This is a genomic window from Pseudoalteromonas sp. T1lg75 (assembly GCF_002964705.1).
Taxonomy (GTDB): Bacteria; Pseudomonadota; Gammaproteobacteria; order Enterobacterales; family Alteromonadaceae; genus Pseudoalteromonas.
Map to the genome: position 1 here is coordinate 49,122 of NZ_PQCD01000033.1, position 22,189 is coordinate 71,310.

Annotated in this window: 18 protein-coding genes and 1 pseudogene; 13 read left to right on the forward strand and 6 right to left on the reverse strand. The window is 50.4% G+C overall.

From position 1 onward, the window contains the following. Nucleotides 1-47: 47 nt before the first annotated feature. From rmuC to C2M36_RS06955, 3 genes are all read left to right on the forward strand, one after another. Complete coding sequence (gene rmuC, locus C2M36_RS06945) at nt 48-1,409, forward strand: DNA recombination protein RmuC (protein WP_105254298.1); 1,362 nt, start codon at nt 48-50, stop codon at nt 1,407-1,409. A gap of 307 nt (nt 1,410-1,716) precedes the next feature. Further along, complete coding sequence (locus tag C2M36_RS06950; RefSeq protein WP_105254299.1) at nt 1,717-3,402, forward strand: phosphate ABC transporter substrate-binding/OmpA family protein; 1,686 nt, start codon at nt 1,717-1,719, stop codon at nt 3,400-3,402. 51 nt (nt 3,403-3,453) lie between these two features. Next, nucleotides 3,454-4,050: a hypothetical protein gene (locus C2M36_RS06955; protein WP_105254300.1), complete on the forward strand. Its 597-nt coding sequence runs from the start codon at nt 3,454-3,456 to the stop codon at nt 4,048-4,050. A 287-nt stretch (nt 4,051-4,337) separates the two neighbouring features. Here C2M36_RS06955 and C2M36_RS06960 read toward each other — a convergent pair whose 3' ends face one another. Beyond that, nucleotides 4,338-5,942 carry an isocitrate lyase gene (locus C2M36_RS06960; RefSeq protein ID WP_105254301.1) on the reverse strand — a complete coding sequence of 535 codons (1,605 nt, stop codon included), beginning with the start codon at nt 5,940-5,942 and terminating at the stop codon, nt 4,338-4,340. A gap of 211 nt (nt 5,943-6,153) precedes the next feature. Between C2M36_RS06960 and C2M36_RS06965 the strand changes: the two genes are divergently transcribed. After that, nucleotides 6,154-8,328, forward strand: coding sequence for a malate synthase G (locus C2M36_RS06965; protein WP_105254302.1), 2,175 nt, complete (start codon nt 6,154-6,156; stop codon nt 8,326-8,328). Between the two features lie 73 nt (nt 8,329-8,401). On the opposite strand, the gene C2M36_RS06970 is transcribed toward C2M36_RS06965, so the two are convergent. Both C2M36_RS06970 and C2M36_RS06975 read right to left on the reverse strand, forming a co-directional pair. Continuing rightward, nucleotides 8,402-9,127: a YebC/PmpR family DNA-binding transcriptional regulator gene (locus tag C2M36_RS06970; protein WP_105254694.1), complete on the reverse strand. Its 726-nt coding sequence runs from the start codon at nt 9,125-9,127 to the stop codon at nt 8,402-8,404. Nucleotides 9,128-9,250: 123 nt separating this feature from the next. Beyond that, on the reverse strand, nt 9,251-9,847 hold the full coding sequence (locus C2M36_RS06975; RefSeq protein WP_105254303.1) for an HAD family hydrolase: 597 nt from the start codon (nt 9,845-9,847) through the stop codon (nt 9,251-9,253). Nucleotides 9,848-10,235: 388 nt separating this feature from the next. On the opposite strand from C2M36_RS06975, the gene C2M36_RS06980 reads away from it, so the two are divergent. The 4 genes from C2M36_RS06980 (at nt 10,236) to C2M36_RS06995 (ending at nt 16,115) form a co-directional block, all read left to right on the forward strand. Beyond that, on the forward strand, nt 10,236-10,475 hold the full coding sequence (locus C2M36_RS06980) for a hypothetical protein (protein WP_105254304.1): 240 nt from the start codon (nt 10,236-10,238) through the stop codon (nt 10,473-10,475). Between the two features lie 68 nt (nt 10,476-10,543). Next, on the forward strand, nt 10,544-11,761 hold the full coding sequence (locus C2M36_RS06985; protein ID WP_105254305.1) for an exonuclease SbcCD subunit D C-terminal domain-containing protein: 1,218 nt from the start codon (nt 10,544-10,546) through the stop codon (nt 11,759-11,761). Continuing rightward, nucleotides 11,751-15,413, forward strand: a complete 3,663-nt coding sequence (locus C2M36_RS06990; protein WP_105254306.1) for an AAA family ATPase — start codon at nt 11,751-11,753, stop codon at nt 15,411-15,413. The genes C2M36_RS06985 and C2M36_RS06990 overlap by 11 nt, the downstream gene beginning before the upstream one ends. Nucleotides 15,414-15,449: 36 nt before the next feature. After that, nucleotides 15,450-16,115, forward strand: coding sequence for a class I SAM-dependent methyltransferase (locus C2M36_RS06995; RefSeq protein WP_105254307.1), 666 nt, complete (start codon nt 15,450-15,452; stop codon nt 16,113-16,115). A 27-nt stretch (nt 16,116-16,142) separates the two neighbouring features. On the opposite strand, the pseudogene C2M36_RS07000 reads toward C2M36_RS06995, so the two are convergent. Next, nucleotides 16,143-16,726 (reverse strand): annotated as a pseudogene (locus C2M36_RS07000) (DUF6942 family protein). 101 nt (nt 16,727-16,827) lie between these two features. Here C2M36_RS07000 and C2M36_RS07005 point away from each other — a divergent pair. The 4 genes from C2M36_RS07005 (at nt 16,828) to C2M36_RS07020 (ending at nt 20,002) form a co-directional block, all read left to right on the forward strand. Beyond that, nucleotides 16,828-17,346, forward strand: coding sequence for a lipocalin family protein (locus C2M36_RS07005; protein ID WP_105254308.1), 519 nt, complete (start codon nt 16,828-16,830; stop codon nt 17,344-17,346). A gap of 465 nt (nt 17,347-17,811) precedes the next feature. Further along, complete coding sequence (locus tag C2M36_RS07010) at nt 17,812-18,381, forward strand: uracil-DNA glycosylase family protein (RefSeq protein WP_105254309.1); 570 nt, start codon at nt 17,812-17,814, stop codon at nt 18,379-18,381. Between the two features lie 117 nt (nt 18,382-18,498). After that, complete coding sequence (locus tag C2M36_RS07015; RefSeq protein ID WP_199883020.1) at nt 18,499-19,482, forward strand: catalase family peroxidase; 984 nt, start codon at nt 18,499-18,501, stop codon at nt 19,480-19,482. Then, nucleotides 19,475-20,002 carry a cytochrome b gene (locus C2M36_RS07020; protein ID WP_105254311.1) on the forward strand — a complete coding sequence of 176 codons (528 nt, stop codon included), beginning with the start codon at nt 19,475-19,477 and terminating at the stop codon, nt 20,000-20,002. Before C2M36_RS07015 ends, C2M36_RS07020 begins: the two co-directional genes overlap by 8 nt. 51 nt (nt 20,003-20,053) lie before the next feature. Here C2M36_RS07020 and C2M36_RS07025 read toward each other — a convergent pair whose 3' ends face one another. Both C2M36_RS07025 and C2M36_RS07030 read right to left on the reverse strand, forming a co-directional pair. Then, the gene (locus tag C2M36_RS07025; protein ID WP_105254312.1) at nt 20,054-20,908 is read right to left on the reverse strand and encodes a carboxylate/amino acid/amine transporter; all 855 of its coding nucleotides are present in this window, start codon (nt 20,906-20,908) and stop codon (nt 20,054-20,056) included. 140 nt (nt 20,909-21,048) lie between these two features. Beyond that, nucleotides 21,049-21,627 carry a short-chain dehydrogenase gene (locus tag C2M36_RS07030; protein WP_105254313.1) on the reverse strand — a complete coding sequence of 193 codons (579 nt, stop codon included), beginning with the start codon at nt 21,625-21,627 and terminating at the stop codon, nt 21,049-21,051. Nucleotides 21,628-21,771: 144 nt separating this feature from the next. On the opposite strand from C2M36_RS07030, the gene arfB reads away from it, so the two are divergent. Continuing rightward, the gene (arfB, locus tag C2M36_RS07035; RefSeq protein WP_105254314.1) at nt 21,772-22,185 is read left to right on the forward strand and encodes an alternative ribosome rescue aminoacyl-tRNA hydrolase ArfB; all 414 of its coding nucleotides are present in this window, start codon (nt 21,772-21,774) and stop codon (nt 22,183-22,185) included. Nucleotides 22,186-22,189: the final 4 nt, after the last annotated feature.

Sequence of the window (22,189 nt, forward strand, 5' to 3'; positions counted from 1 at the left end):
AATTGGTATTATCATTTATTCATAACAATAACTATTGCGAGATCAGTATGTTCGCCTTGTTTTCTCAAAGCCCGCCGGCGCTGTTAAGTGCACTTGCGGTGCTTGCCTTATCTACGCTTACCCTCGTCATCCTGTTGTTACGCAGTCAAGGCCGTGTACGCGCTGCCCAAGCAAATAATAATGAGCTGCAGCAGAAGGTGCAAAGTGCCGAGGTGCGCAGCACTGAGCTGGCGCTGCAGGTGGTAAACGAGCGCGAAAAGGTCGATCAATTGCAGCAAAAAGTGACCTTATTGCATGGCCGCTACGAATCCCTTAAGGCGACCCTGGAACAAAAGGAAACGCATTTTCAGCAGCAGCTCTCGCTGTTGCAGGACTCCAAGGAAAGCCTGAAAAAGGAATTTGCCCTGCTCGCCAATCAGGTTTTTGAAGATAAGTCGCAACAGTTTAAACACCTTAACCAGGAAAATATGGAGCAGCTGCTGAAGCCGGTGCAAGGGGAACTCAAAGGCTTTCGCGATAAGATGGAGCACATTCATGCCCAGGAATTGCAGCAACGCGCCGCGCTGAAAACCGAGTTGCAACATCTGCAAAAACTGAATCAATCGATCACCGAACAGGCACAGCAGCTCTCTACGGCACTACAAGGGCAAAAGAAGACTCAGGGTAACTGGGGCGAACTAATGTTGGAGAACGTGCTCGACAGTGCGGGACTGCGCCTTAATCAGGACTATCGCCGTGAGGTCAGCTTTGACTCTCCGGTTGGCCGTTTGCGCCCCGATGTGGTGGTGTACCTGCCGCAACAGCGTCATATTGTTATAGATGCGAAAACCTCGCTCAATGCCTACACCCGTTATGTTAACGCGCAAACCGAACTCGAAGCCCAACAGGCTCTGGGTGAGCATGTGCAGGCGGTGAACGATCGTATCAATGAGTTGGCTGGCAAGGACTATCACCGCCTTGAGCAATTGAATTCGCCCGAGGTGGTGATCATGTTTATGCCCATCGAAAGCGCGTTTGTCGAAGCCCTTAAGTTTCAGCCCGATCTGTATCAGCGCGCCATTGAAAAGAATATTCTGGTGGCCACGCCCACCACCTTGCTGACCAGTTTGAATATAGTGAAGCAGTTATGGCGCTTTGAAGATCAATCCAAACACACACAGGAGTTGGCTAAACGAGCGGAGCGTTTCTACAACAAGCTCAACGCCTTTTTGGTGTCCATGGAAGGGGTCGGCAAGCAGCTTGATAAAGCGCGGGAAACGTATGATAAGGCGTTTTCACAGCTCTACAGCGGTAAGGGCAATTTAATTAAACAAGCCAATGAGTTTAAAGAGCTGGGTGTGGCGGTGCAAAAGGAGCTACCCGAGTCCTTGCGGGATAAAGCCGAGCTCGAGCTAAAACACTGCGACTAGTTTTTATCCGTCCTAGCCGTTTTGGTTGGGGCGGCGTAACTGCATGATGCCAAGGAGCAGGAAGGCTCCGGAGACAATATACAAAAACCCTACGTCGCCGAGATAGCCGGTGGTGGCAAACGCCAGGGCGCTGCCAATAAATAAGCATCCAGAGATTTACACCATCCTCTTTCCTTGAAAATGTACTTTTATTGGGTAAATGTCTGATTATCAATAAAAAGAGAGAAACGTAAACCCCCTTTACGTTTCATAAAACTGTCATTTTTCTGTTTTATTCTTAGCCCAAAATTGAACATGGGCTTAACACATGACATCAGCACATCAACAGAACTTCATTGCACAGCTAAAGCAGTTGCAAAATTTGGCGCAAAGTAAATTTGGCATTGATATCGCTACGGAAAAATTTATCAATGATGATAATTACCGTGATCTCGTACTTAACGAACTGGGTTTGCTTGGCGACAGCGAACTTAATGCCGTTATTAGCGCACTTAAACAACCCGCCGCTGCAGCCACCCAGGCCGAGCCAAAGACGGACGGTAAGAAGCCACTGGCTCTCATCTTTACTTCAATCACAGCGGCCATAGCGCTTGGCGTGGCCAGTTACACCATGTTTGCGGGCAAGCCCGAGGTGGTGGTGACACAGGCGCCGGTGCAAAGCACCGAGCAAGCACCGGTACAAACACAAAACACCACGACGGTAAGCGCAGCCCCTGCTGCCCAAATGCCGGCTGAGGTGCAGGCGCAACTGGCATTTCGTATTCATGGTTCTAACACCATAGGCGAAAAGCTGGCTCCGGCGCTAATCGAAGGTTATCTAACAGAGCAAGGTGCGAGCGACTTTGAGTGGCAGCAAGGCGATGTGGCGGTAGAGCGCGAGCTTCACTACCGTTTGGCCGATAAACCTTACTATATCGAATTGCATGCGCACGGCTCAAGCACCGGCTTTGCCGATGTGAAGGCGGCCGAGGCCGATGTAGCCATGGCTTCGCGTAAGGTAAAAGACAAAGAAGTGGCCAGCCTAAAAGAACAATATGGTGACTTCAGTCAGGTGGGTAATGAGCACATTATCGGCCTGGATGGTCTGGCGGTGATCGTGAACCAAAACAACCCCATCAGCCATTTAACCACGCAGCAGTTAGCGGATATTTTTTCCGGCAAAATCAGCAACTGGCGTGAGCTAGGCGGTGCATCTGCGGCGATTAACCTGTATGCACGTGATGCTAAATCTGGCACCTGGGATACCTTTAAAAACCTGGTATTGAAAAAGCACAGCGCTAAATTAAGCAATAATGCCCAGCGCTTTGAATCAAGCTCTGAACTATCGCAATTGGTGTCGCAAGACGAGCACAGTATCGGTTTTATCGGCCTTAACTACATAGTGCACAATAAAGCGGTGGCTATCTCTGAGGGTGAGCAAACTGCGCCTATCTACCCTACCCGCTTTACCATAGGTACCGAGGACTATGCGTTATCACGTCGTTTGTATCTGTATACACCGACCACGGCCAATATGTTCGTTAAGAACTTTGCTCATTACGCTATTTCTTACCCTGGTCAGGAAATCGTTGCCGACACGGGTCTCATTTCACAGAATATCCATGTTGAGCAGGTACAGGCACCACTAACGGCTCCTGCGCTGTACAAGCAATATGCCAGCCAAGGCCAGCGTCTGTCTCTGACGTTCCGTTTCGAGTTCGGCAGCGGCCAGCTTGATAACAAGGGTAAGCGCGACTTACAGCGTCTGTTGGGCTTCCTGGAAGAGCATCCGCAAAAGCGCGTAGTACTAATGGGCTTCTCGGATAATTCCGGCGACGACGCGAAAAACAAAACCTTATCTACCCAACGTGCTCGCTCGGTAGCCACCGAACTGAATGCGCGTGGTATTCAGGTATTCGATACCCAGGGCTTTGGTGAAGCCTTGCCAGTTGCCAATAACAGTTCTGTACAAGGTCGTGAACGCAACCGCCGTGTAGAAGTGTGGGTTTTGTAATAAAAGTTTAACAGTCGTCTGCTAGACTGGCGACTCAAAACAGGAGGGCTTATGTTTGCAATACTAACGGATCATCATAATCTTAGTCGTGCCTTTGCGCGCTTAAGCATGCTGGAAGCTATTCGCGTCAAGCGTAATGTGGATCAGGTTTTTACCGACCTCAACATGCCCTCCGCCGCACTGATTGAAAAAATGCGTGAAGAAGGCTTGCTGGGCGCACTCTCTGCGCCACTGTCGAAGCCGGATCACCTTACTTCACAGTCGATTCTGCAAAATCATTTAAGTCAGCTATTTCTTGATTACTCTAAGCTTAAGCAGGCGCTTGAGCAGTTGAGCCTGGCCGAGAAAATTAGCTGTAAAGAAACCTTGGATATTGCTGTGATGGCGCTCAACCTGCCCTCAGACTCTCTGGCCGATATGATGGCTCAGGAAGGTGTGTCGGTAGACCATATCGCCCCGCAGGATCCACAGCAACAACAGCTTGATTCCGTACGCGCTCGTTTAAACCAAGCGGCACAAAAAACCGCGGCGCAAGAAGCTCAGAGCGTACGTGAGCGCCTTAATGCGCTTGCTCAGGGCGACGATAGCCCAAAGTCTGAGGACTCCGACGATAACTCAGTGGTGCCCCTGCGTCGCCATCAAGCCTAAGTTACCACTTGCACTGAACCAAAAGGTCGTCATTCGTACGGCCTTTTTTAATGCCCGGCGTTTGGGTTAGTAAAAAAATGTTCCGGGATCCCCTGAGCAGTTAGTAAAATCTTGGTTTGTTCCTAAAAATTATATCAAGACACTTGGTAAAATTTTGCTTTAGGCCTCATTTGAGGGGCTATTTAGCCCTTTTTGTGCCCCTTTGCTTCGGGCATAGCTTGACCTGGTTAAAAGCTGATCCCAATAAAAAAGGGCCATTCGGCCCTTTTGCTTGCAACACACAGTGGTTAGAACTGATTCATGGTATTGGCTTCACCGCCTGCCTTAAGCGCATTTTCACCGGAGAAGTACTCTTTATGGGTATCACCTATGTTCGAACCGGCCAGATCCTGGTGTTTAACCGAGGCCTGCTCGCGGCGGATCTCCTGACGTTGAACGTCGCGTACATAGGCCAGCATACCCAGCTCTCCGAAGTAGCCTTCGGCGAGAATATCCGTGCTTAGCGCCGCCGTATGGTAAGTTGGCAAGGTGATCAGGTGGTGGAAGATACCTGCTTCACGGGCACCGTCACGCTGGAAGTTACGTACAAGCTCATCGGCAGCAACCGCCAGCTCCGAGCTATCCAGGCTCGCATCCATTAATACCTTGGCATCCGCTGTTGGATCTGGGTAGGCGCTTAGATCGCGGCCTTCAGCCTGCCATTGTGCGAAAACCTGCTCACGGAACTTCAATGTCCAATTGAATGACGGAGAGTTGTTATACACCAGCTTGGCGTTTGGTACTTGCTCGCGCACTCGGTTTACCAGTTCGGCAATTTGCTGCACATTCGGTTTTTCGGTTTCAATCCACAGCAGGTCGGCGCCATGCTGCAAGCTGGTGACACAGTCCAGTACCACGCGGTCTTTCTCGGTTCCAGCACGGAACTGGTAGAGGCCGTTGTCTAAACGTACCGGCTTGCACAGCTGGCCGTTAAGCTTAATCGCCATTTCGTTGTCTTCCAGGTCATCGGCGCCGCTAATAGGCTGAGCGTCTAGGAAGTCGATGTACTGGCTGGCGAGATCGCCCGGCTCTTTACTGACCGGGATTTTTTGCGTCAAGCTGGCACCCAATGAATCGGTACGGGCGACGATAATGCCGTCTTCCACACCCAGTTCTAGGAAGGCATAACGTACGGCGTTGATTTTCGCCAGGAAGTCTTCGTGCGGTACGGTCACCTTACCCGCCTGGTGACCACATTGTTTGGCATCGGATACCTGGTTTTCGATTTGAATGGCACAGGCGCCCGCTTCAATCATCTTCTTGGCCAGCAAATAGGTGGCTTCTTCGTTACCAAAACCGGCATCAATATCGGCGATAATAGGCACCACATGGGTTTCAAAGTTATCGATTTGAGCTTCGATAGCCGAGGTGTCTGCGCCGCTTTGCTGCGCCGCGTCCAGGGCTTTATAAAGGTGGTCCAGCTCACGGGCATCGGCCTGTTTTAAGAAGGTGTAGATCTCTTCAATCAGTGCCGGAACCGAGGTTTTCTCGTGCATACTTTGATCGGGAAGTGGACCGAACTCGGAGCGCAGCGCCGCAACCATCCAGCCGCTCAGATACACATAACTGCGTTTGGTGGTCTTTTGATGACGCTTAATGGCCATCATCATTTGCTGCGCCGTGAAACCATGCCAGCAACCCAGAGACTGAGTGTATTGGCTCGAATCCGCATCATAAGCGGCCATGTCTTCACGCATGATTTTGGCGGTGTATTTGGCAATATCCAAACCGGTTTTAAAACGGTTTTGCAGTTGCATACGCGCCGCATACACAGGGCTGATGCTGCTCCAGCGTTGACCATTGTGTTGGCATAGCGTCGCTAAACTGTCGATCTGTGCGTTGTACTGTTTCATTGTCGGTATCCTTTGAACGAGTAGGTGGTTATGTTTAACGACAACATGTGAGAGGTTGCCGCGTTGTATTTTTACCCTAGGCCGTTTTTTGAGGATTTATTAAATTTATAGTTATTATTACCGCTATATTCTGAGTGAATAGGTTTGGTGTTCACATTCACATATTTTCGTTTACAGTGAAATAACACTTGTTCGTTTAAAGGAATTGCTCATGACTCAGCGCATCTCGCACAGCGGCCTGTCTATTGACGCCACGCTCTATGAGTTTATTACTCAAGAGGTACTGCCCCAGACCGATATAGACGGCGATACCTTGTTCTCCGGTGTTGCCGATATTATCAAGCGACTTACTCCCATCAACAGAGCCTTACTGGCCAAGCGTGAGACGCTGCAGCAGCAGATAGATTCCTACTATCAGGGCAATACCGAGCATAATCTTGATGAATACACGGCGTTTTTGCGCGAGATAGGTTATTTAGTTGATCCCCCCGAGTCCGTGAGCATAGAAACCACCAATGTGGACGCCGAAATTGCTACCATGGCCGGCCCGCAACTGGTGGTGCCGGTGAGCAACGCCCGTTTTGCCCTGAATGCCGCCAATGCCCGCTGGGGCTCTCTTTACGATGCCCTCTACGGCAGCGATGTGATTGCCGAGCAGGAAGGCGCCGAGCAAGGCGGTGGTTATAACCCGGTGCGCGGCTTTAAGGTGATGGCTTATGCTCGTCAGTTTCTCGATCAGGCCCTGCCGCTAAGCAGCGGCTCGCATATCGAAAGTACCGAGTACGCCATTAACAATGGTGAGCTGGTTGTGACCCTGGGGGATTCTCAGCAGGTGAGCTTGCAAAACCCGGCCCAGTTGCTTGGTTTTCAGGGTCAGCCCCAACGCCCTTCGGCCTTGCTTTTCTGCCATCATGGTTTGCATTTTATTATTGCCATCGACCCGCATCATCGCATTGGTCGTGATGATAAGGCCGGTATTAAAGACATCATTATGGAAGCGGCGCTCACCACTATTATGGACTGTGAGGATTCGGTCGCGGCGGTCGACGGTGAAGATAAAACCAATGTGTATCGCAATTGGTTTGGCCTCATGATGGGACAGCTGAGCTGCAGCTTTAACAAAGGCGGCGAGCAGCTTGAGCGTACATTGAGCCCGGATCAGCACTTTACCAAGCTGGATGGCTCGCAATTAACCCTGCACGGGCGCAGCCTGATGTTTGTTCGTAATGTCGGCCACCTGATGACCAACCCGGCGATCCTCGATAGCGACGGCAACGAGGTGTTTGAAGGTATCATGGACGCCATCTTCACAACTTTGTGTGCGCTACCCGAATATCATGGCCGCGGTCAATTAGCGAACTCCCGAACCAAGAGCATTTATATTGTTAAGCCCAAGATGCACGGCCCCGAAGAAGTGGCCTTTACTGAGCAACTGTTCACCGAGGTGGAGCGTTTACTTGGGCTTGAGCCATACACCATTAAAATGGGCATTATGGATGAGGAGCGCCGTACCTCGGTTAATTTAAAAGCTTGTATTGCCAACGCCAAACACAGGGTGGTGTTTATTAATACCGGCTTTTTGGATAGAACCGGCGATGAAATTCACACGGCAATGGAAGGCGGTATCGTCTTACCTAAGGCCAAGATCAAAGAGCAACCTTGGATTGATGCCTATGAAAAGCGTAATGTGAGCATAGGCTTGGAATGCGGTCTTAGCGGCAAGGCGCAAATCGGTAAGGGCATGTGGCCTATTCCCGATAAGCTGGCCTTGATGATGGAACAGAAAGTGGGTCATGTGCAATCCGGGGCCAATACCGCCTGGGTACCCTCCCCTACCGCGGCAACCTTGCATGCCCTGCACTATCATGCGGTCGATGTGTTTGCGGTGCAAAAATCCTTGCCAACACTTGGTGCCGAATCTTTAGCGGCCTTGTTGACGCCGCCCATAGATAATACCCAGCAACTGAGTCCGGAAGATATTCAACTGGAGCTCGATAACAATGCCCAGGGAATTCTCGGCTATGTGGTGCGTTGGGTCGAGCAAGGCATAGGTTGCTCTAAGGTACCGGACATTAACAATGTGGGCTTGATGGAAGACAGGGCAACGTTGCGGATCTCCAGCCAACATATTGCCAACTGGCTACATCATGGCGTCTGCAGCGAAGAGCAAGTGCGTAATACCATGGCGCGCATGGCCAAGGTGGTGGATGAGCAAAATGCCGGTGATCCCAACTATCTCGCCATGGCTGGGGATGAACAATCCCTTGATGCAAGTCTTGCGTTCCAGGCGGCGCTGGAGCTGGTATTTAAAGGCTGCGAGCAGCCCAGTGGCTATACCGAGCCACTGTTGCACCTCTATCGTCGCCTGTTTAAGGAAGAGTCGTAAGAAGTGTAAAGCCCCTTTACACAAAAAAGCCGGATATTAATCCGGCTTTTCTTTTTTGGCTTAGTTGCTGCGCTTACTTGTTCACAATGGCATTGTGATACACGTTCTGCACATCGTCGCAGTCTTCAAGCATGTTCATAAACTTCTCGAAGTTGGCGATATCGTCTTCGTCGGTGATCTCAATGTGCGTTTGTGGCACAAAGGTGATCTCGTCGATTTCAAAGTTGATGCCATCGAATGCTTCACTAAGCGCAGTCTTGGCTTTGAAGTACTCGGTGTGCGGTGCAAATACAGAAACCTTGCCGTCTTCTACTTCTACATCGGTCACGTCCACGTCGGCCATCATCAGTGCTTCTAGCACGGCTTCATCGTCATCACCTTCAAAACCTAGGATGGCCAGGTGATCGAACATGTGCGCAACACAGCCCGGGCTGCCAATCTTTGAGTCGGTTTTGGTGAAAGGTAGACGTACATCCTTAATGGTACGGTTTGGGTTGTCTGTTAAACAGTCAACGATAACCATGCAGTTACCCGGGCCATAGCCTTCGTAACGCGCCGCTGAATAATCTTCGCCAGCGCCGCCGGCGGCTTTTTCAATGGCTTTATCGATTACGTGTGCCGGTACCTGATCTTTTTTCGCTTTATCGATCAAGCGACGAAGAGAAAGGTTGGTCTCTGGGTCAGCACCGCCGTTTTTTGCCACGACGTAGATTTCTTTACCGTATTTTGAGTTTACTTTTGTTTTTGCCGCAGCGGTTTTCGCCATGGCGTTTTTACGAACTTCAAACGCTCTGCCCATTTTCAATCTCTCAAGTTTGAATTTAATGCTTTGCTCGATTTTAACAACTCGCAGCACATTGGGCTAGTACCATGTTTTTATTAAAGCCAGGGTCACAGAGTAAAATGTAAAAAATGTCGCTATTTAACATAACTCAACCAGGGCGGGTAATTCACTAAAGCAGCGGATCACATAATCGGCCTGGCTGGCATAGTCGGGAATGGTGTGCGGTGCATACAGGCATGCACGCATATTGGCATTGTGCGCGGCTTCGATATCGTATCTATAGTCGCCTACATACAGTAGATGTTTTACCTGCATCTGCCAGCGCTCGGCAATATGTAATAAGGCGCTGGGATCGGGTTTGGCGGGTGCATGGTCTCGGGTAAGCACCAGATCTATGGGAATGGGATTTCGGCTCATTTTAATGCCCGTGGCCTGCTCGGAGTTACGTGTCACTATGGCCATGGGTATCTGTGCCTTGTGCAAACTGGCGAGTGATTGAGCCACCTGTGGCAAGAGCACGGCTTGCTCGGCGTCGGCCAGCTCATGGTCGAGGATCACCTGTTCGGCATGGCGTTGACCATCGCTGTCCAGACGAGTGATAAATTCCAGTATATCGTCGCCATGAGCACAGTTTATTTGCTCGCGAATAAGGGCAAAATCTAACTGGGAACTAAATAAGGTGCCATCCATATCAAAAATAACACCATGTAATGGTTCATTGTGATGCCTGCCCATGCCCTACTCCTCGTTTCGCTTATATGGGCAATGTAGCAGCAAAGACTGTGGAAGGCGACCCCGAAATTATCCCCTGCTCCCAAATCCCGTCTGTCGTTGTGACATTTGAAATTAACTCCATAAATAACAGTTAGTTGTGGTTTTTATTACGAGTACAGGCCGAGTTTAATTGAACCTGCTGTAAAGGGGGTTTACAGGGAATGAGTAAAATATCGGTGGCGGGGGTTGCAATTGGTATTTATTTAATTTTAGAATCCCCCACTTTTTTAATTCGTGAACAATAAAAAAGGGACATCGGCGGTCTGAATAATCAGGGTAAGTCGATATATAAAGTAAGCGAAGGGATGTTCACTTGATTCGCACATAGCAAAGTGTATGTGGTGGTGCTATGGATTTTTATGTCCTTAAAAAGAAAAACGAGTTAATTGCCATTCCTGCCGACGAGCAGCATTGTAAACAGTATCTGGATAATGGCTATTTCTATATAGATAAGGTTGCGGCCTGTGACGAGCACACCGCTATTCGCCATTTGCAGAGCAAATATCAACGCAGCATGCGTTTACCCTTGCTTATAGTAGCCATTGCCATCCCCGTTTTGGTGATCACCTGGTGGCAATTTACCCACTAAAGGAATGGCCGCGGTAACAAGTTTTCCGTGATATAGTGAGGACATTATAAGTCTAATCACTTTATTTCATGCGCTTACTTCACACCTCAGATTGGCACCTTGGGCAGCTTTTTTACGAACATGAACGCATTGATGAACATCAGGCGTTCTTATCCTGGCTACTCACGCAACTGCGCGAACAGGACGTTGATATCCTGCTGATCAGCGGTGATATTTACCATACCGCGACGCCCCCTAGTCAGGCCGAAAAGCAGTTTTATCAGTTTATAGAAGCAGCTAAATCGGCCTGCCCCGAGCTCGAGATAGTGGTGATCGCCGGCAATCACGACTCCGCTAAGCGTATCACCACGGCACAGCCCCTGCTGGCCCAGTTCGATACCCAGGTCATCGGTCACTTTCAGCAGCAAGCGCCCGAGCTGAGTGCCGTGAACATCACCAAGAATGGCCAACATTGCCTAATATTGGCACTTCCCTATTTGCGTGCCTGTGATATCGCCGGCACCAGCCAAAGCTACAGTGTCTCGGTGCAACAAGCCTATAGCGATATGTTGGCGAACAGCGAATTCGATGCCAATACCAATATTATTGCCATGGGGCACTTACATGCTCGCGGCGCGGCGGTTAGCGAAGACTCAGAGCGCGCTTTGGTGATCGGTGGTGAAGATGCAATAGGTGCCGATGTTTTCCCCAAGGAGGCCAACTATGTTGCCCTTGGTCATCTGCACAAGGCGCAGTCTGTCAATGGACAAGATCATATCCGCTATAGTGGTACGCCCTTCGCCATGTCTTTTAGTGAGCGTAACTATCGCCATCAATGTTTGTTGGTTGAGGTAGCCAATGGTGCGCTGCAAAGTGTCAACCCCCTTTACATTCCCGCTTTTAGAAAGCTGCACCTGCTTCCGGAAGGTGACGTGGTGCCACTTAAGGAGCTGTGTGAGCAGCTGAGCGCCCTGCCCGACGATAATGTGCAACCTGGCTATATTCGTGTTCGCTTGTCGAGTAAAGAGCTGAGCCCGGACTTTCGTGAGCAAATAGACAGCGCATTAACGGGGAAGAATATGCTGTTTTGCGGTATAGAGCGAGTAAGGACGCAACAGCAATCAAGGCAGGAAGAGATAGAACTCCAGGACCTTACTCAACTTGAGCGACTTAATGCCGAGCACCTGTTGTCCGTGGCCCTTGAGGAACACGCTGAGCTAAGCGAGGAGGATCTCAATGATGAAATTAAAACTCTGTTTTCCCAGTTAGTTGCCGATGTTGAGCAGGAGTTAAGTCATGAAGATTAATCGCCTGCAAATTCATAACCTGGCTTCTTTGGTGGATGCGGACATCGACTTCACCAAGGCGCCGCTGAGCGATACCGGTTTGTTTGCCATCACCGGCGATACCGGTGCCGGCAAAAGCACCCTGCTTGATGCCCTGTGTCTTGCGCTCTATGACAAGACCGCACGTCTGAGCAATGAAAATACTCAGAAGGTCGATTTTAATGGTGATAACGTGCGCCTTAATGACCCTCGTCATCTGCTTCGTCGCGGCACCGGCCTAGGCTGGGTGAAGGTGGACTTTAATGCCATAGACGGACAGCAGTATCGAGCCTTATGGCAGGTGACAAGGGCACGTAAAAAAGCCCAGGGGCGACTGCAAGCCCCCACCCATGCGCTTTATCAACTGCCCAGTGAGCAGCTGGTTTGCGATTCCAAGTCGGAAACTAAAAAATACATTGAGCGTTTGGTTGGTCTTAACTTTGATCAGTTCTCCCGAGCCGTGATGTTGGCACAAAACGAGTTTGCGGCCTTTTTGCGGGCGCAGGGAGACGAACGTGCGGCATTGTTGGAGCGTTTAAGCGGAACACAAAAATACTCTCTCGTCGGTCAGCGGGTTTTTGAGGGCTATAAGGGTAAACTCAATGAGGTGACCCTGTTCCAAGCCAATATGAATGCAGTGCATCTGCTGAGCGACGACGAGCTCGCCAGTTTGCAGCAACAGCAACAGCAGCAAACCCAGGAGCAACAGCAACGCAAACAACAAAGCGATGTGTATCAGCAGCAGTTGCAATGGTTTACCAACGAGCAAAGCATGCAGAGCGAGCTGCATACCCTGCAAGGGCAGCTAAGCGAGGTGGGCGAGCAATTAAAGCTTCGTCAGGGCGAGTTTAAACAAGTCGAGCTGAGTGCCCGGTGTCGACAAATTAGCGACAATATAAGCAATACCGCACGATTGACGCAGCGTTTGCAGCAAGATGAACAGCGCTTAGAGACATTAAAGCGCTCCGATGCACAAGCGCAAACCGAGCTGGCACAGCAACAGTTAAAACAGGCCGAATTGGAACACCGTCAACTGCAGAGTCGCCTCAATGAGCAAAAGCCAGCTTTGCAGCAGGCCATTACCTTGGATATTAAAGTGCAGCAACTTCGCCAGGGACAGGCCGATCGTGAGCAACAGCTGATGATGCAAAACCGCGAGCAACACCAGTTGCAAGGGCAAGCTGAGCAGTTGCAACGGCGTGCCGAGCAGTGGCAAGCACAGTTACAGCAAAGCCAGGAGCAACTGAGCACTCAGCCCTGGCTTGTAGAGTTAGTAAAAAATTGGTCTCACTATCAGCATCTATGGCAGCCGATCACCCTTTATTATCAGTCACGAGAGCAAAAAAATAAGCAGTTACAGGAACATAAAAGCGAGCTCCTAAAACTCGATAGTGGCCTTAAAAGACTCGCCGAGCAATTAGCTTTGACTCATGGCGCGAACGCTGAACAGGAACAGCGCATAGCGCAACTTGAGCAACAATTGCAGCATCGGTCACCGGCAGCGCTGCAACACAGTCTCAATGACTGGCAACAGGGATTAGCACACTATCGGCAGTGGCAATCTCTGGGCCTTAAAATAGCTCATTGGCGCGAACAGCAAACGCAATATAAGCAACAACTCGCGCAGTACGAAGCACAACTTGAGCCGCGCGAAAGGCAAACGGAATTATTGCAGCAAGAGGTCAAAAACGCCGAGCAGGCCTATCACCAGGTGCAATTGCGCGCCAGTGAAAGGATCAGCGCTTTACGTACTCAGTTAAATCAAGGCGAGCCTTGTATGGTGTGTGGCTCCTGCGAGCATCCATTCGCCGTTGAGGCAGGCCAAAACAGCGCTTTTGAGGCCCTTTTGGCTGATTTTGCCAGCCAGCGTCAGCAGGCTAAAGAGGCCTTGGATCAGTATTTAACCCACAGCCACGAGTTGCAAACTGCAGCCCGGTTGGCCGAGCAACAACTTGGTACCCTGGCTACGAGCCTTACAGAGGCGCAGCAGCAACAGGAACAGATAAGCGCGCAGCTGTCGTCTCTGTGCCCTGAGCTGGCCACGGAGCAATTGAGCGAGCCGTATTTCAATGAGCAGTTGCAGGCTCTGGAACAGCAGTATCAAACCGCCATTGCCCTGGAGCAGGAGTTAGTAAAAATACGATCCGCGTTACAGCAGGGAAGAGAGCAGGCGCAACAGCAACAGCAGCAACAGCGCCAGTTTGAACAGCAGAGTCAGCAACAGCAGTTACAGTATCAGCGTCTTGATGATGAGCTCAGTGCCGAGCAGCGGCGCTGCCAGCTAAGTATCGCACAGCTGCGCGAAGTCTTTGCCGACGCGCCCTGGTGGCAAGAGGATCCCGCATATCTGGCCTCATACTGGCCTCAGTTGCAGCAGCGACAACAAGAGTTTGATCGGGCGCAGGTAAAAATATCCGAGCTACAACAGCAGCTTAGTGACAATAAACCAGCGCTGGATCAGATTTTTACCAAGTTGTCCTCCTGCCACGCCCAGCAGCAGACTTTGACTCAGCAGCAACAAAACGCAGAGACAGAGATCACTAATTTACTAACTCAACGCCATGCTCTAATCGCGCAAGATCAGCAGCCGCAGCAATTGCTGCACGAGTTGGAGCAAGCGCTGGAGCACCGCGCCAGCGCCTTGCAAGGGGCGCAGCACAGGCTACAGCAGGAGCACAGCCGACTCGAGCGCGAGCTTAATGAATACGAGCACTTGGTAAAAAATTGCTCTCAGTTACAGCTGGATTTAAACGACCTGGAAGCCACCTTTACTCGCTGGTGCAGTGAACACTTCACGCCCGAGAACAAAATTGACCGGGAGCAGATCCGAGTTTTACTAAGTCGAGATGGCGCCGAGGTTGATGCCCTGCTGGCTCAGCAACGGACATTGCAGCAACAACAGGTGCGCCTGGAGGCGCAGTTGGCGCAAACGCAGCAACGCCAGAATGCCCATCAGCAACAGCGCCCGCAGCTGGCGCAAGGCGACATAGAGGCACACAAAGCGGCCCTAGACAATGAATATGAGCAAACACAGCAAGCATTAACGCTTATTGCCGCCAAGCTTGAGAATCATCGTCAGAACGTCGCTAAGTTGGCCGATCAGGCTGAACAATTGCAGCAGCTCCAAGCCGAGCTCAGTACCTGGGCCACCCTCAACAGCGCCTTGGGTGATGCTCAGGGTAAGCGCTTACGTAACCTGGTTCAAAGCCAGACTCTGGCCATTTTGCTCGCCTATGCAAACCAACATTTGCAAACCTTGTCAAAACGTTATCGTCTCACCCGTATCCCCGGCACCTTGGATATCGCCATTATCGATCAGGACATGGCCGACGAGCAGCGCAGCGTCAATACGCTCTCCGGTGGTGAATCCTTCTTAGTGTCTCTGGCGCTGGCATTGGGGCTCGCATCTCTGTCTTCCAACAAGGTGAAGATTGAGTCCTTGTTTATCGACGAGGGCTTTGGCACATTGGATGCTCAGACATTGAGTGTTGCCATGGATGCGCTCGATAACCTGCAGGCGCAGGGGCGCAAGGTAGGGGTGATCTCCCACGTTGCCGAGCTCACGGAGCGGGTGGCCACGCAAATCAAGGTGGTAAAACGCCCTGGCGGATATTCGCAGATACGCTGTGAATGAGCTATAAGCTAAAAATAGTCAAATTAAGGAACCATTATGCCCAGTTTTTTAGGTGAAGAAGCCAGTAATTATGACCAACGTATTCGTCGTCTGGTGCCGGGTTACGACCTATTGCAGCAGTTAACCCAGGCCCAGTGTCAGGCAGCCCTTAACGAGGATGCCCGGGTGCTTGTGGTCGGCGCCGGAACCGGCACCGAGATCATCGCCTTGGCCAAAGCCAATGCCAAGCTGCGCTTTGTGGCCCAGGATATTTCCGCCGACATGTTGAAGATTGCCAGGCTGGGCTTCGAGGATGCGGGAGTAAGCGATAGGGTGCAATGTCATTGTGGCAGCGTGGATGAGCTTGAAGGCAGCTTCGACGCGGCGCTGTGTTTACTGGTATTGCATTTTGTTGCCGATAATGGCGATAAGGCCGACTTATTAAGTGCCATGCGCCAGCGCTTAAAACCCGGGGCCTGGATGTGGTTGGCGGATCTGATGAAGCCGCAGACGCCTTTTGAGCGCGATGCGCAGTTTATCGTTTGCCAACAGCTAGGCCTGACCGATATCGGCGTAGAGCGTACTCGGCATAGCTTTGAGCACGAGTTTTATCCGCTTGATCGTATGCGCCTAGCGGAGCTGTTAAATCAGACCGGCTTTGGCACCGCTCAGTGTTATTTTAAGGCTCTCAGCTTCAGCGGTTATGCAGTGCGTTGCCAATAGATAGGATAATAAGGACTAGGTATACACCTAGTCCTTGGCAAAGCCAACGCTGGTATCTTCGGTGTGACCTGTGGTGTAACCTTTGGTGACACCCGGCAGTAGCTCGTTTATCAGCTGACACAGCTTAGCGATTTTTATATTGCTTAGCTGGCGATAATCAAAATAAGGGCAAACTATCACTCCATTTTTCTGCTCCACGGCAAATTCCTTATCCAACCAGATCAGATTTATACCAAGTGCCAGCTGTGCGGCCAGCTCCTGCGCATAGGTGCGACCGGCAATACATGTAAGGCCTGGTTGTCGAACTCAGGTGTGCTAAACAGTAAGGCCGTATTGCTGTGCTGGCGCAGCAGCAGCTGATCCCGTAATTGTTGCCAACTTTCTAACTCTCCCACCATGCCTTGTGCGCCGTGCAGCGCAAACAACCATTTTGCGTAGACATTAAACACCTTGCGCCAGCCATTGCCGGCTTCGGCGTTAATTTTTTCTATGGCTTCTTTATCCAACGCCAATAGGGTGTCGAGTTGTTGAAACTCGACAAGGGGAGGGCGATTTTTCACATAAACGCGGATGGCAGCATCGGCGGCACCAAATCCTATAGCCTGCGACATAATTTTCGCTTTTCCCTTAGTAAAATATCGATCCAATTATACTTATTACTACGTATACAGCTACATTGATTAGATTAATAAACATAAGGAATATCATAACAATGGCCATATTCAACAAGATCATAATTTTACTAACTCTGTTGCTCAGCGCCTGTACCTCTATGCCCGAGCAGGTAACGCCGGTCAGCCCGTTTGAGCTTTCCCGTTATACCGGTACCTGGTATGAAATTGCCCGCATGCCACACTCCTTCGAAGAAGGCCTGTCCAAGGTGACAGCCACTTACAGCATCAACGAAGACGGCTCGGTGAAGGTTCTCAACAAGGGTTTTAATGCCGAGGCAGGGCAATGGAGCAGTGCCGAAGGCAAGGCTAAATTTGTGGACGGGAGCGATGTAGGGCATTTAAAAGTGTCGTTTTTTGGCCCTTTCTACTCTTCATACGTGGTGTTTAAGCTGGACCAGGAAGCATATCAGTATGCCTACATCAGCGGCTTTAACACGGATTACGCTTGGTTACTGGCCAGAACACCGCAAGTTGACCCGGCGCGTGTCGAAGACTTTAAAAGAGAACTGGCAGCGCGAGGTTTCGCCGTGGATAAACTCATCATGGTGACTCATTAACTAACGGCACGGAAGGTGAAAGGAGTCATCATAAAGTTGTAAAGGGGGTTTACAGATCATTATTTTACCAAGTGAGAGAGGTGGAGTTAGTAAAATGATGATCTGGCTCTGGGGGTAAAACTCATTTGATAAAAAAGTTGGTAAAAATTAGTTTTATTGCATGGCGGATTTTTAGAGGGGCAATTAACGGCCCCTTTGTTTCTGGCATCCCTAAAGAGCGTCTCAGTATGTAAGTAGCCTAGCGTAGCTTCCCAACCCCCGAGGCCATCCAGGCGTTGACGGTGTTAGTTGGTAAAATCCTGATCCCGTTTAGATCACTATCTTACCAACTAATGCTAAGGTAAGAGGTAGACCGGCTGTAAGTTAGTAAAAATCTGATCTCTAAGTGCCGGTGAGGGATATTTTGGTTGCCGGCCCACCACCTCATCATCTAGTCTTTCATAAAGCCTACTAGTATCAAACACCATGGAATTACTCGAAAAAATCCGCGCCTGCACCTTGTGCCAAGAGTATCTGCCCTTGCCGCCCAAACCCGTATTACAATTGCATGGTGATGCGAAAATACTCATAGCCGGGCAGGCGCCGGGGATCCATGCACATAACGCAGGGAGACCTTTCGACGATGCCAGTGGTGTGCGTCTAAGGCAATGGCTGGGGGTGACGGAGCAAGACTTTTACAATCCGCGTCTTTTTGCCATTGTACCCATGGGCTTTTGCTATCCCGGCAGCGGTAAACAAGGTGATTTGCCGCCACGTCCAGAGTGCGCCGCCACCTGGCGAGCGCAGATACTAGCGGCCTTGCCACAGCGACAATTGACCCTGGTGCTTGGCCAGTATGCCATGACCTATCATCTGCAAAAGCGCTATAAAACCGTGACCGAAGCGGTATTAGACTGGCGTAGCCAATGGCCAGAAACGGTCGCGCTGCCCCACCCAAGCCCGCGCAATAATATCTGGTTAAAGCGTAACCCCTGGTTTGAGCATGAAGTTATTCCAAATTTACAGGCCCGTGTGGCGAGCCTACTCATGCCCTAATCGCATAAATAATTGTATTCGATGAAATAAAACCTTGTTCTCTCGGGTCACCTAAGAAGTCTTTTATTACCTTCCTTAAGCATGATGTGGAGCGCTTACAGTTATGGATAAATCATCATGAAACAGTATCTTATTCTGTTATTTTCACTAATTACTCTTCCTGCTTTTGCCGATGTGCCCAGGGTCAGTGCACAGCAGTTTGTCGATTTACAACAAGGGGAGAGCACCTACCCGGGGTATCGCCGAGCACACGCAAAAGGAATGTGCATTAGCGGTGAATTCGTCTCTAACGGCAATTTATCCCGTTACAGCACAGCAAGTGTATTTAAGTCGTCCAAAACGCCGTTTATAGGGCGCTTGTCTATTGCTGGCAACAACCCGTATGCTCCTGACTTAAAAGCCCCGGTGCGCAGCCTGGCGCTGAGTTTTGCGACCAGCCAAACTAAGCAGTGGCGCGTTGCCATGAATACGCCCCCTGTGGTGGCCGTCGCCAATCCACATGATTTCTACCAACAAATTGTCGCGATAAAAAAAGGGCCCGAGGCGATTGGGGCATTTTTTGAAGCGCATCCTGAGAGTGCTGACTTTCTGCAGTGGAAAGCAAACTATCAACCCAGCAGCAGCTTTGCTTTGGAAACCTATCATAGTATCAATGCGTTTTATTTAGTTGATGAACAGAACCAACGTCAGGCCGTACGCTGGGAGGTTAAGCCGCATGCCAGTACATCGAGCTTAAAAACAAGTTTTACCGGGGACAATGCATTATTTAACGAGTTTAAACAGCAGTTATCTGATGGCCCGGTTATGTTTGATTGGGTTTTCACCTTGGCCACCGAGCAAGATGATGAGCATAACCCTGCAAAACGTTGGCCTCAGACACGTGAGCAAATGATTGCCGGGCAGATAAAGATCACACAGTGGCAAGCCCAGCAAGGTGGACGTTGCGATGGGATTAATTACGATCCCTTGGTGCTGCCTCAGGGCATTGAAGCGACGAAAGATCCAATATTAAGGGCGCGCTCAGCCGCCTACGCCGAGTCATATCGCCGTCGTGCCGTTGAGGTGCTTGCGGGTGACGTGGAGGAGGGGCGAGATGAATAAAAAAATAACCCGTTTTAGCGCTTCTATGCGCATACTCCATTGGGCAATGGCGGCATTGATCATTTCCCTTCTCAGTGCCGGTATGACCATGGTTAAAAGCTTAGAGGTCTGGCAGCTAGAGCTACTAACACTGCACAAGGCCACCGGCCTATTGGTTGCCGTGTTAGTGGTTGTTCGGTTAGTCAATCGCTGGTGCGCGACCGTGCCTGCGCTCCCAGACAGCCTCCCCCGGTGGCAAAAAACGATGGCTCTTGGCTCTCATTATGCCCTGTACTGTTTGATGATCTTGATGCCCTTGACCGGGTTTCTTATGCAATATTATGGCGCACGGCCAATTGCAGTGTTTAGCTGGTTTACTTTGCCCAGTGCGCTGTACCCTGATATTGAATTGTATGCCCTATATCGTCAGCTCCATGGCTTTATCGGCTACACCTTGGCGGTGCTTATCCTGGTGCATGTACTGGCGGCGTTGCAGCATCACTTTATTCGTAAGGACGGCGTGCTAAAGAGTATGCTCTAGTCCTCCACCAAGTGAAAAAAGGGGGTGTAAACCCCCTTGCCAAAATTAGCTTTACTGGTGCTTGTTGATGTATTTTTCGTTAATCACCAACGCCGCCATAATGATGCCGCCGCCTAAGGTTAAGCGCAGAATATCGGCATCGCGATTCCAAATCAGCACATTGACGAGTATGCCCGCAGGAATAAGCAGGTTATTCATCACCGCCAGGGTGCCCACGTTGACCTGGGTTGCACCCTTATTCCAGGCGAAATAGCCCAGACCCGAGGCAATCAGACCTAGATAAATCAACACCCCCCATTGCGTCGGCGTTGTGGGTAGCTGGCTGTAGTCGCTAAAGACGCCGTAGCAAATAAGCGCAACGATAAGTGCGCCGATAAAGAAGCAGCCAAACACCTGGTGCTGGGTAAGATGGTCATGCTTTGCCATCAGGCGCTTATACAGTACCTGACCACTGGCAAAGCACAGGTTTGCCGCCTGTACTATGGCAAAGCCGACAATAAAGCCCTGATTGATGCCATCGTAGCGAATAGCAACGGCGCCAATAATGGCCAGCAGTGCCGCCATAAAAAAGCCCCGGTTAAAGCGCCCTTCGAGCGCATCGTTAAGCAAGGTGACATACAAGGGTGTCATCACGGTAAATAACAGCACTTCCGGCACACTTAAATATAAAAACGAGTGATAGTAAAATGCGTACATCAGGCCTAACTGAACCGCGCCAATGGCCATCAGCTTAAGCGCTATATGGGGATTTAATTGTGAAATCCGTAAAAAGGGCAAAAATACCAAGGTAGCTAAAGCAATACGGGTAAGCACCGAAAACCAGGGATCGACCTGGCCGGCGAGATACACGCCGATCAGGCTAAACGAAAATGCCCATAGCAAGGTGGTAGCAAGAAGGTAAGTCATAGGGAGTTGTTATTATTGCCATTGTCATGGCGCTATTATGACGCGTTAGGGCGAGGCTGCGAAGAGCTCGGTGGTGTTTATAAAGAATAAGCGAAAATGAAGCGCAGGAAAGAATGTCCTGCGCCGATAAAGAGCGACTTTTATTGCACAAAGGCGCTAAATAGTTGCTGAAGTTGCGGCATGTATTCACTGACAACCGACAGGTTATTATCGCTTATCTCTTCTTCGCTGGTCTCGTTGGCTTTAGCCAAGCTTCCGAACAGTGAATTGCTGTCGCTGTTTTTGCTGCCGGAAAGGCTTTGTAAACCCCCCATTACCTGGTCGACCGTTTGCTGGTTTTCAGCGGAGAGGTTGCCTTTTATATTCGCAAGGTAGGCGCTGCTGATCTCGCTGCCAACGCTGACCAGTTGCTCAGGAGTAAAGCCGTAGGCGCTTAGTAGAGTCGCAAATTCCTGATACATGGCGTTGTCTTTAAGCATGCCAATGGCGCTGTCGATCATGGCATTATCGGCCGTGGTATTGTCTCCTTGTTGCTCCTGCTGAGCGCCAAGCAGGGTACTTGCATCAATATCCGCCTGGCTATCCGCCCAATTGGTAACCGCAGGGGCTGCTTTAATAAACTTCTCGACGTCTGTTGCGCTAAGCTCCAGCGCCCATGCTTGTGCCGAGCTAAATGCCGCGGAGGCAGCCAGGGTGAATGCGAATAGCATTTTTTTCATTGTTTTCTCCATTTCATAAATCTTGATTTGCGCCGTCCTCGTCACCATCTAAGCAAAAGCAAATTTGGGTGACGCCAGAGCCTAATGTTAGACTCTAAAGGTGTCGATAATAGGCTAAGTCCTTTAAGCTAAGATGAATATGTGATGCTACAGATATCCAATACCGTAACCATAGATTATTGGGAAGTCGAGCTCAGTGCGATCCGCTCGCAAGGAGCCGGCGGACAAAACGTCAATAAGGTGGCCACCGCCATCCATTTGCGTTTCGATATCAAGCGCTCAAAATTACCCGACTTCTACAAAGAGCGGTTATTGGCCTATCGCGACAGCCGTATCACCAAGGACGGCGTTATCGTGATTAAGGCGCAAAGTCACCGCACCCAGGAGCAAAACCGTGAAGAAGCGCTGGCAAGGCTTAAAGAGCTTATCTTAGCCGCGACCAAGGTCGAGAAAGCGCGTCGTGCCACCAAGCCCACTCGCAGCTCTCAGCGCAAGCGGGTCGACCAAAAAGTGCAGCGTGGGCGTACCAAGGAATTAAGGAAACTGCCTAAGATCTAAGGAC

Excerpts from the sequence above, each read along its gene's own strand:
- C2M36_RS07010 (WP_105254309.1), top strand. The coding sequence starts at position 17,812 with ATGGAATTACTCGAAAAAATCCGCGCCTGCACCTTGTGCCAAGAGTAT.
- C2M36_RS07020 (WP_105254311.1), top strand. The coding sequence starts at position 19,475 with ATGAATAAAAAAATAACCCGTTTTAGCGCTTCTATGCGCATACTCCAT.
- rmuC (WP_105254298.1), top strand. The coding sequence starts at position 48 with ATGTTCGCCTTGTTTTCTCAAAGCCCGCCGGCGCTGTTAAGTGCACTT.
- C2M36_RS06955 (WP_105254300.1), top strand. The coding sequence starts at position 3,454 with ATGTTTGCAATACTAACGGATCATCATAATCTTAGTCGTGCCTTTGCG.
- C2M36_RS06950 (WP_105254299.1), top strand. The coding sequence starts at position 1,717 with ATGACATCAGCACATCAACAGAACTTCATTGCACAGCTAAAGCAGTTG.
- C2M36_RS06970 (WP_105254694.1), bottom strand. The coding sequence starts at position 9,127 with ATGGGCAGAGCGTTTGAAGTTCGTAAAAACGCCATGGCGAAAACCGCT.
- C2M36_RS06995 (WP_105254307.1), top strand. The coding sequence starts at position 15,450 with ATGCCCAGTTTTTTAGGTGAAGAAGCCAGTAATTATGACCAACGTATT.
- C2M36_RS06990 (WP_105254306.1), top strand. The coding sequence starts at position 11,751 with ATGAAGATTAATCGCCTGCAAATTCATAACCTGGCTTCTTTGGTGGAT.
- C2M36_RS06975 (WP_105254303.1), bottom strand. The coding sequence starts at position 9,847 with ATGGGCAGGCATCACAATGAACCATTACATGGTGTTATTTTTGATATG.
- C2M36_RS07005 (WP_105254308.1), top strand. The coding sequence starts at position 16,828 with ATGGCCATATTCAACAAGATCATAATTTTACTAACTCTGTTGCTCAGC.
- C2M36_RS06980 (WP_105254304.1), top strand. The coding sequence starts at position 10,236 with ATGGATTTTTATGTCCTTAAAAAGAAAAACGAGTTAATTGCCATTCCT.
- C2M36_RS06965 (WP_105254302.1), top strand. The coding sequence starts at position 6,154 with ATGACTCAGCGCATCTCGCACAGCGGCCTGTCTATTGACGCCACGCTC.
- C2M36_RS07025 (WP_105254312.1), bottom strand. The coding sequence starts at position 20,908 with ATGACTTACCTTCTTGCTACCACCTTGCTATGGGCATTTTCGTTTAGC.
- C2M36_RS07015 (WP_199883020.1), top strand. The coding sequence starts at position 18,499 with ATGAAACAGTATCTTATTCTGTTATTTTCACTAATTACTCTTCCTGCT.
- C2M36_RS06960 (WP_105254301.1), bottom strand. The coding sequence starts at position 5,942 with ATGAAACAGTACAACGCACAGATCGACAGTTTAGCGACGCTATGCCAA.
- C2M36_RS07030 (WP_105254313.1), bottom strand. The coding sequence starts at position 21,627 with ATGAAAAAAATGCTATTCGCATTCACCCTGGCTGCCTCCGCGGCATTT.
- arfB (WP_105254314.1), top strand. The coding sequence starts at position 21,772 with ATGCTACAGATATCCAATACCGTAACCATAGATTATTGGGAAGTCGAG.
- C2M36_RS06985 (WP_105254305.1), top strand. The coding sequence starts at position 10,544 with ATGCGCTTACTTCACACCTCAGATTGGCACCTTGGGCAGCTTTTTTAC.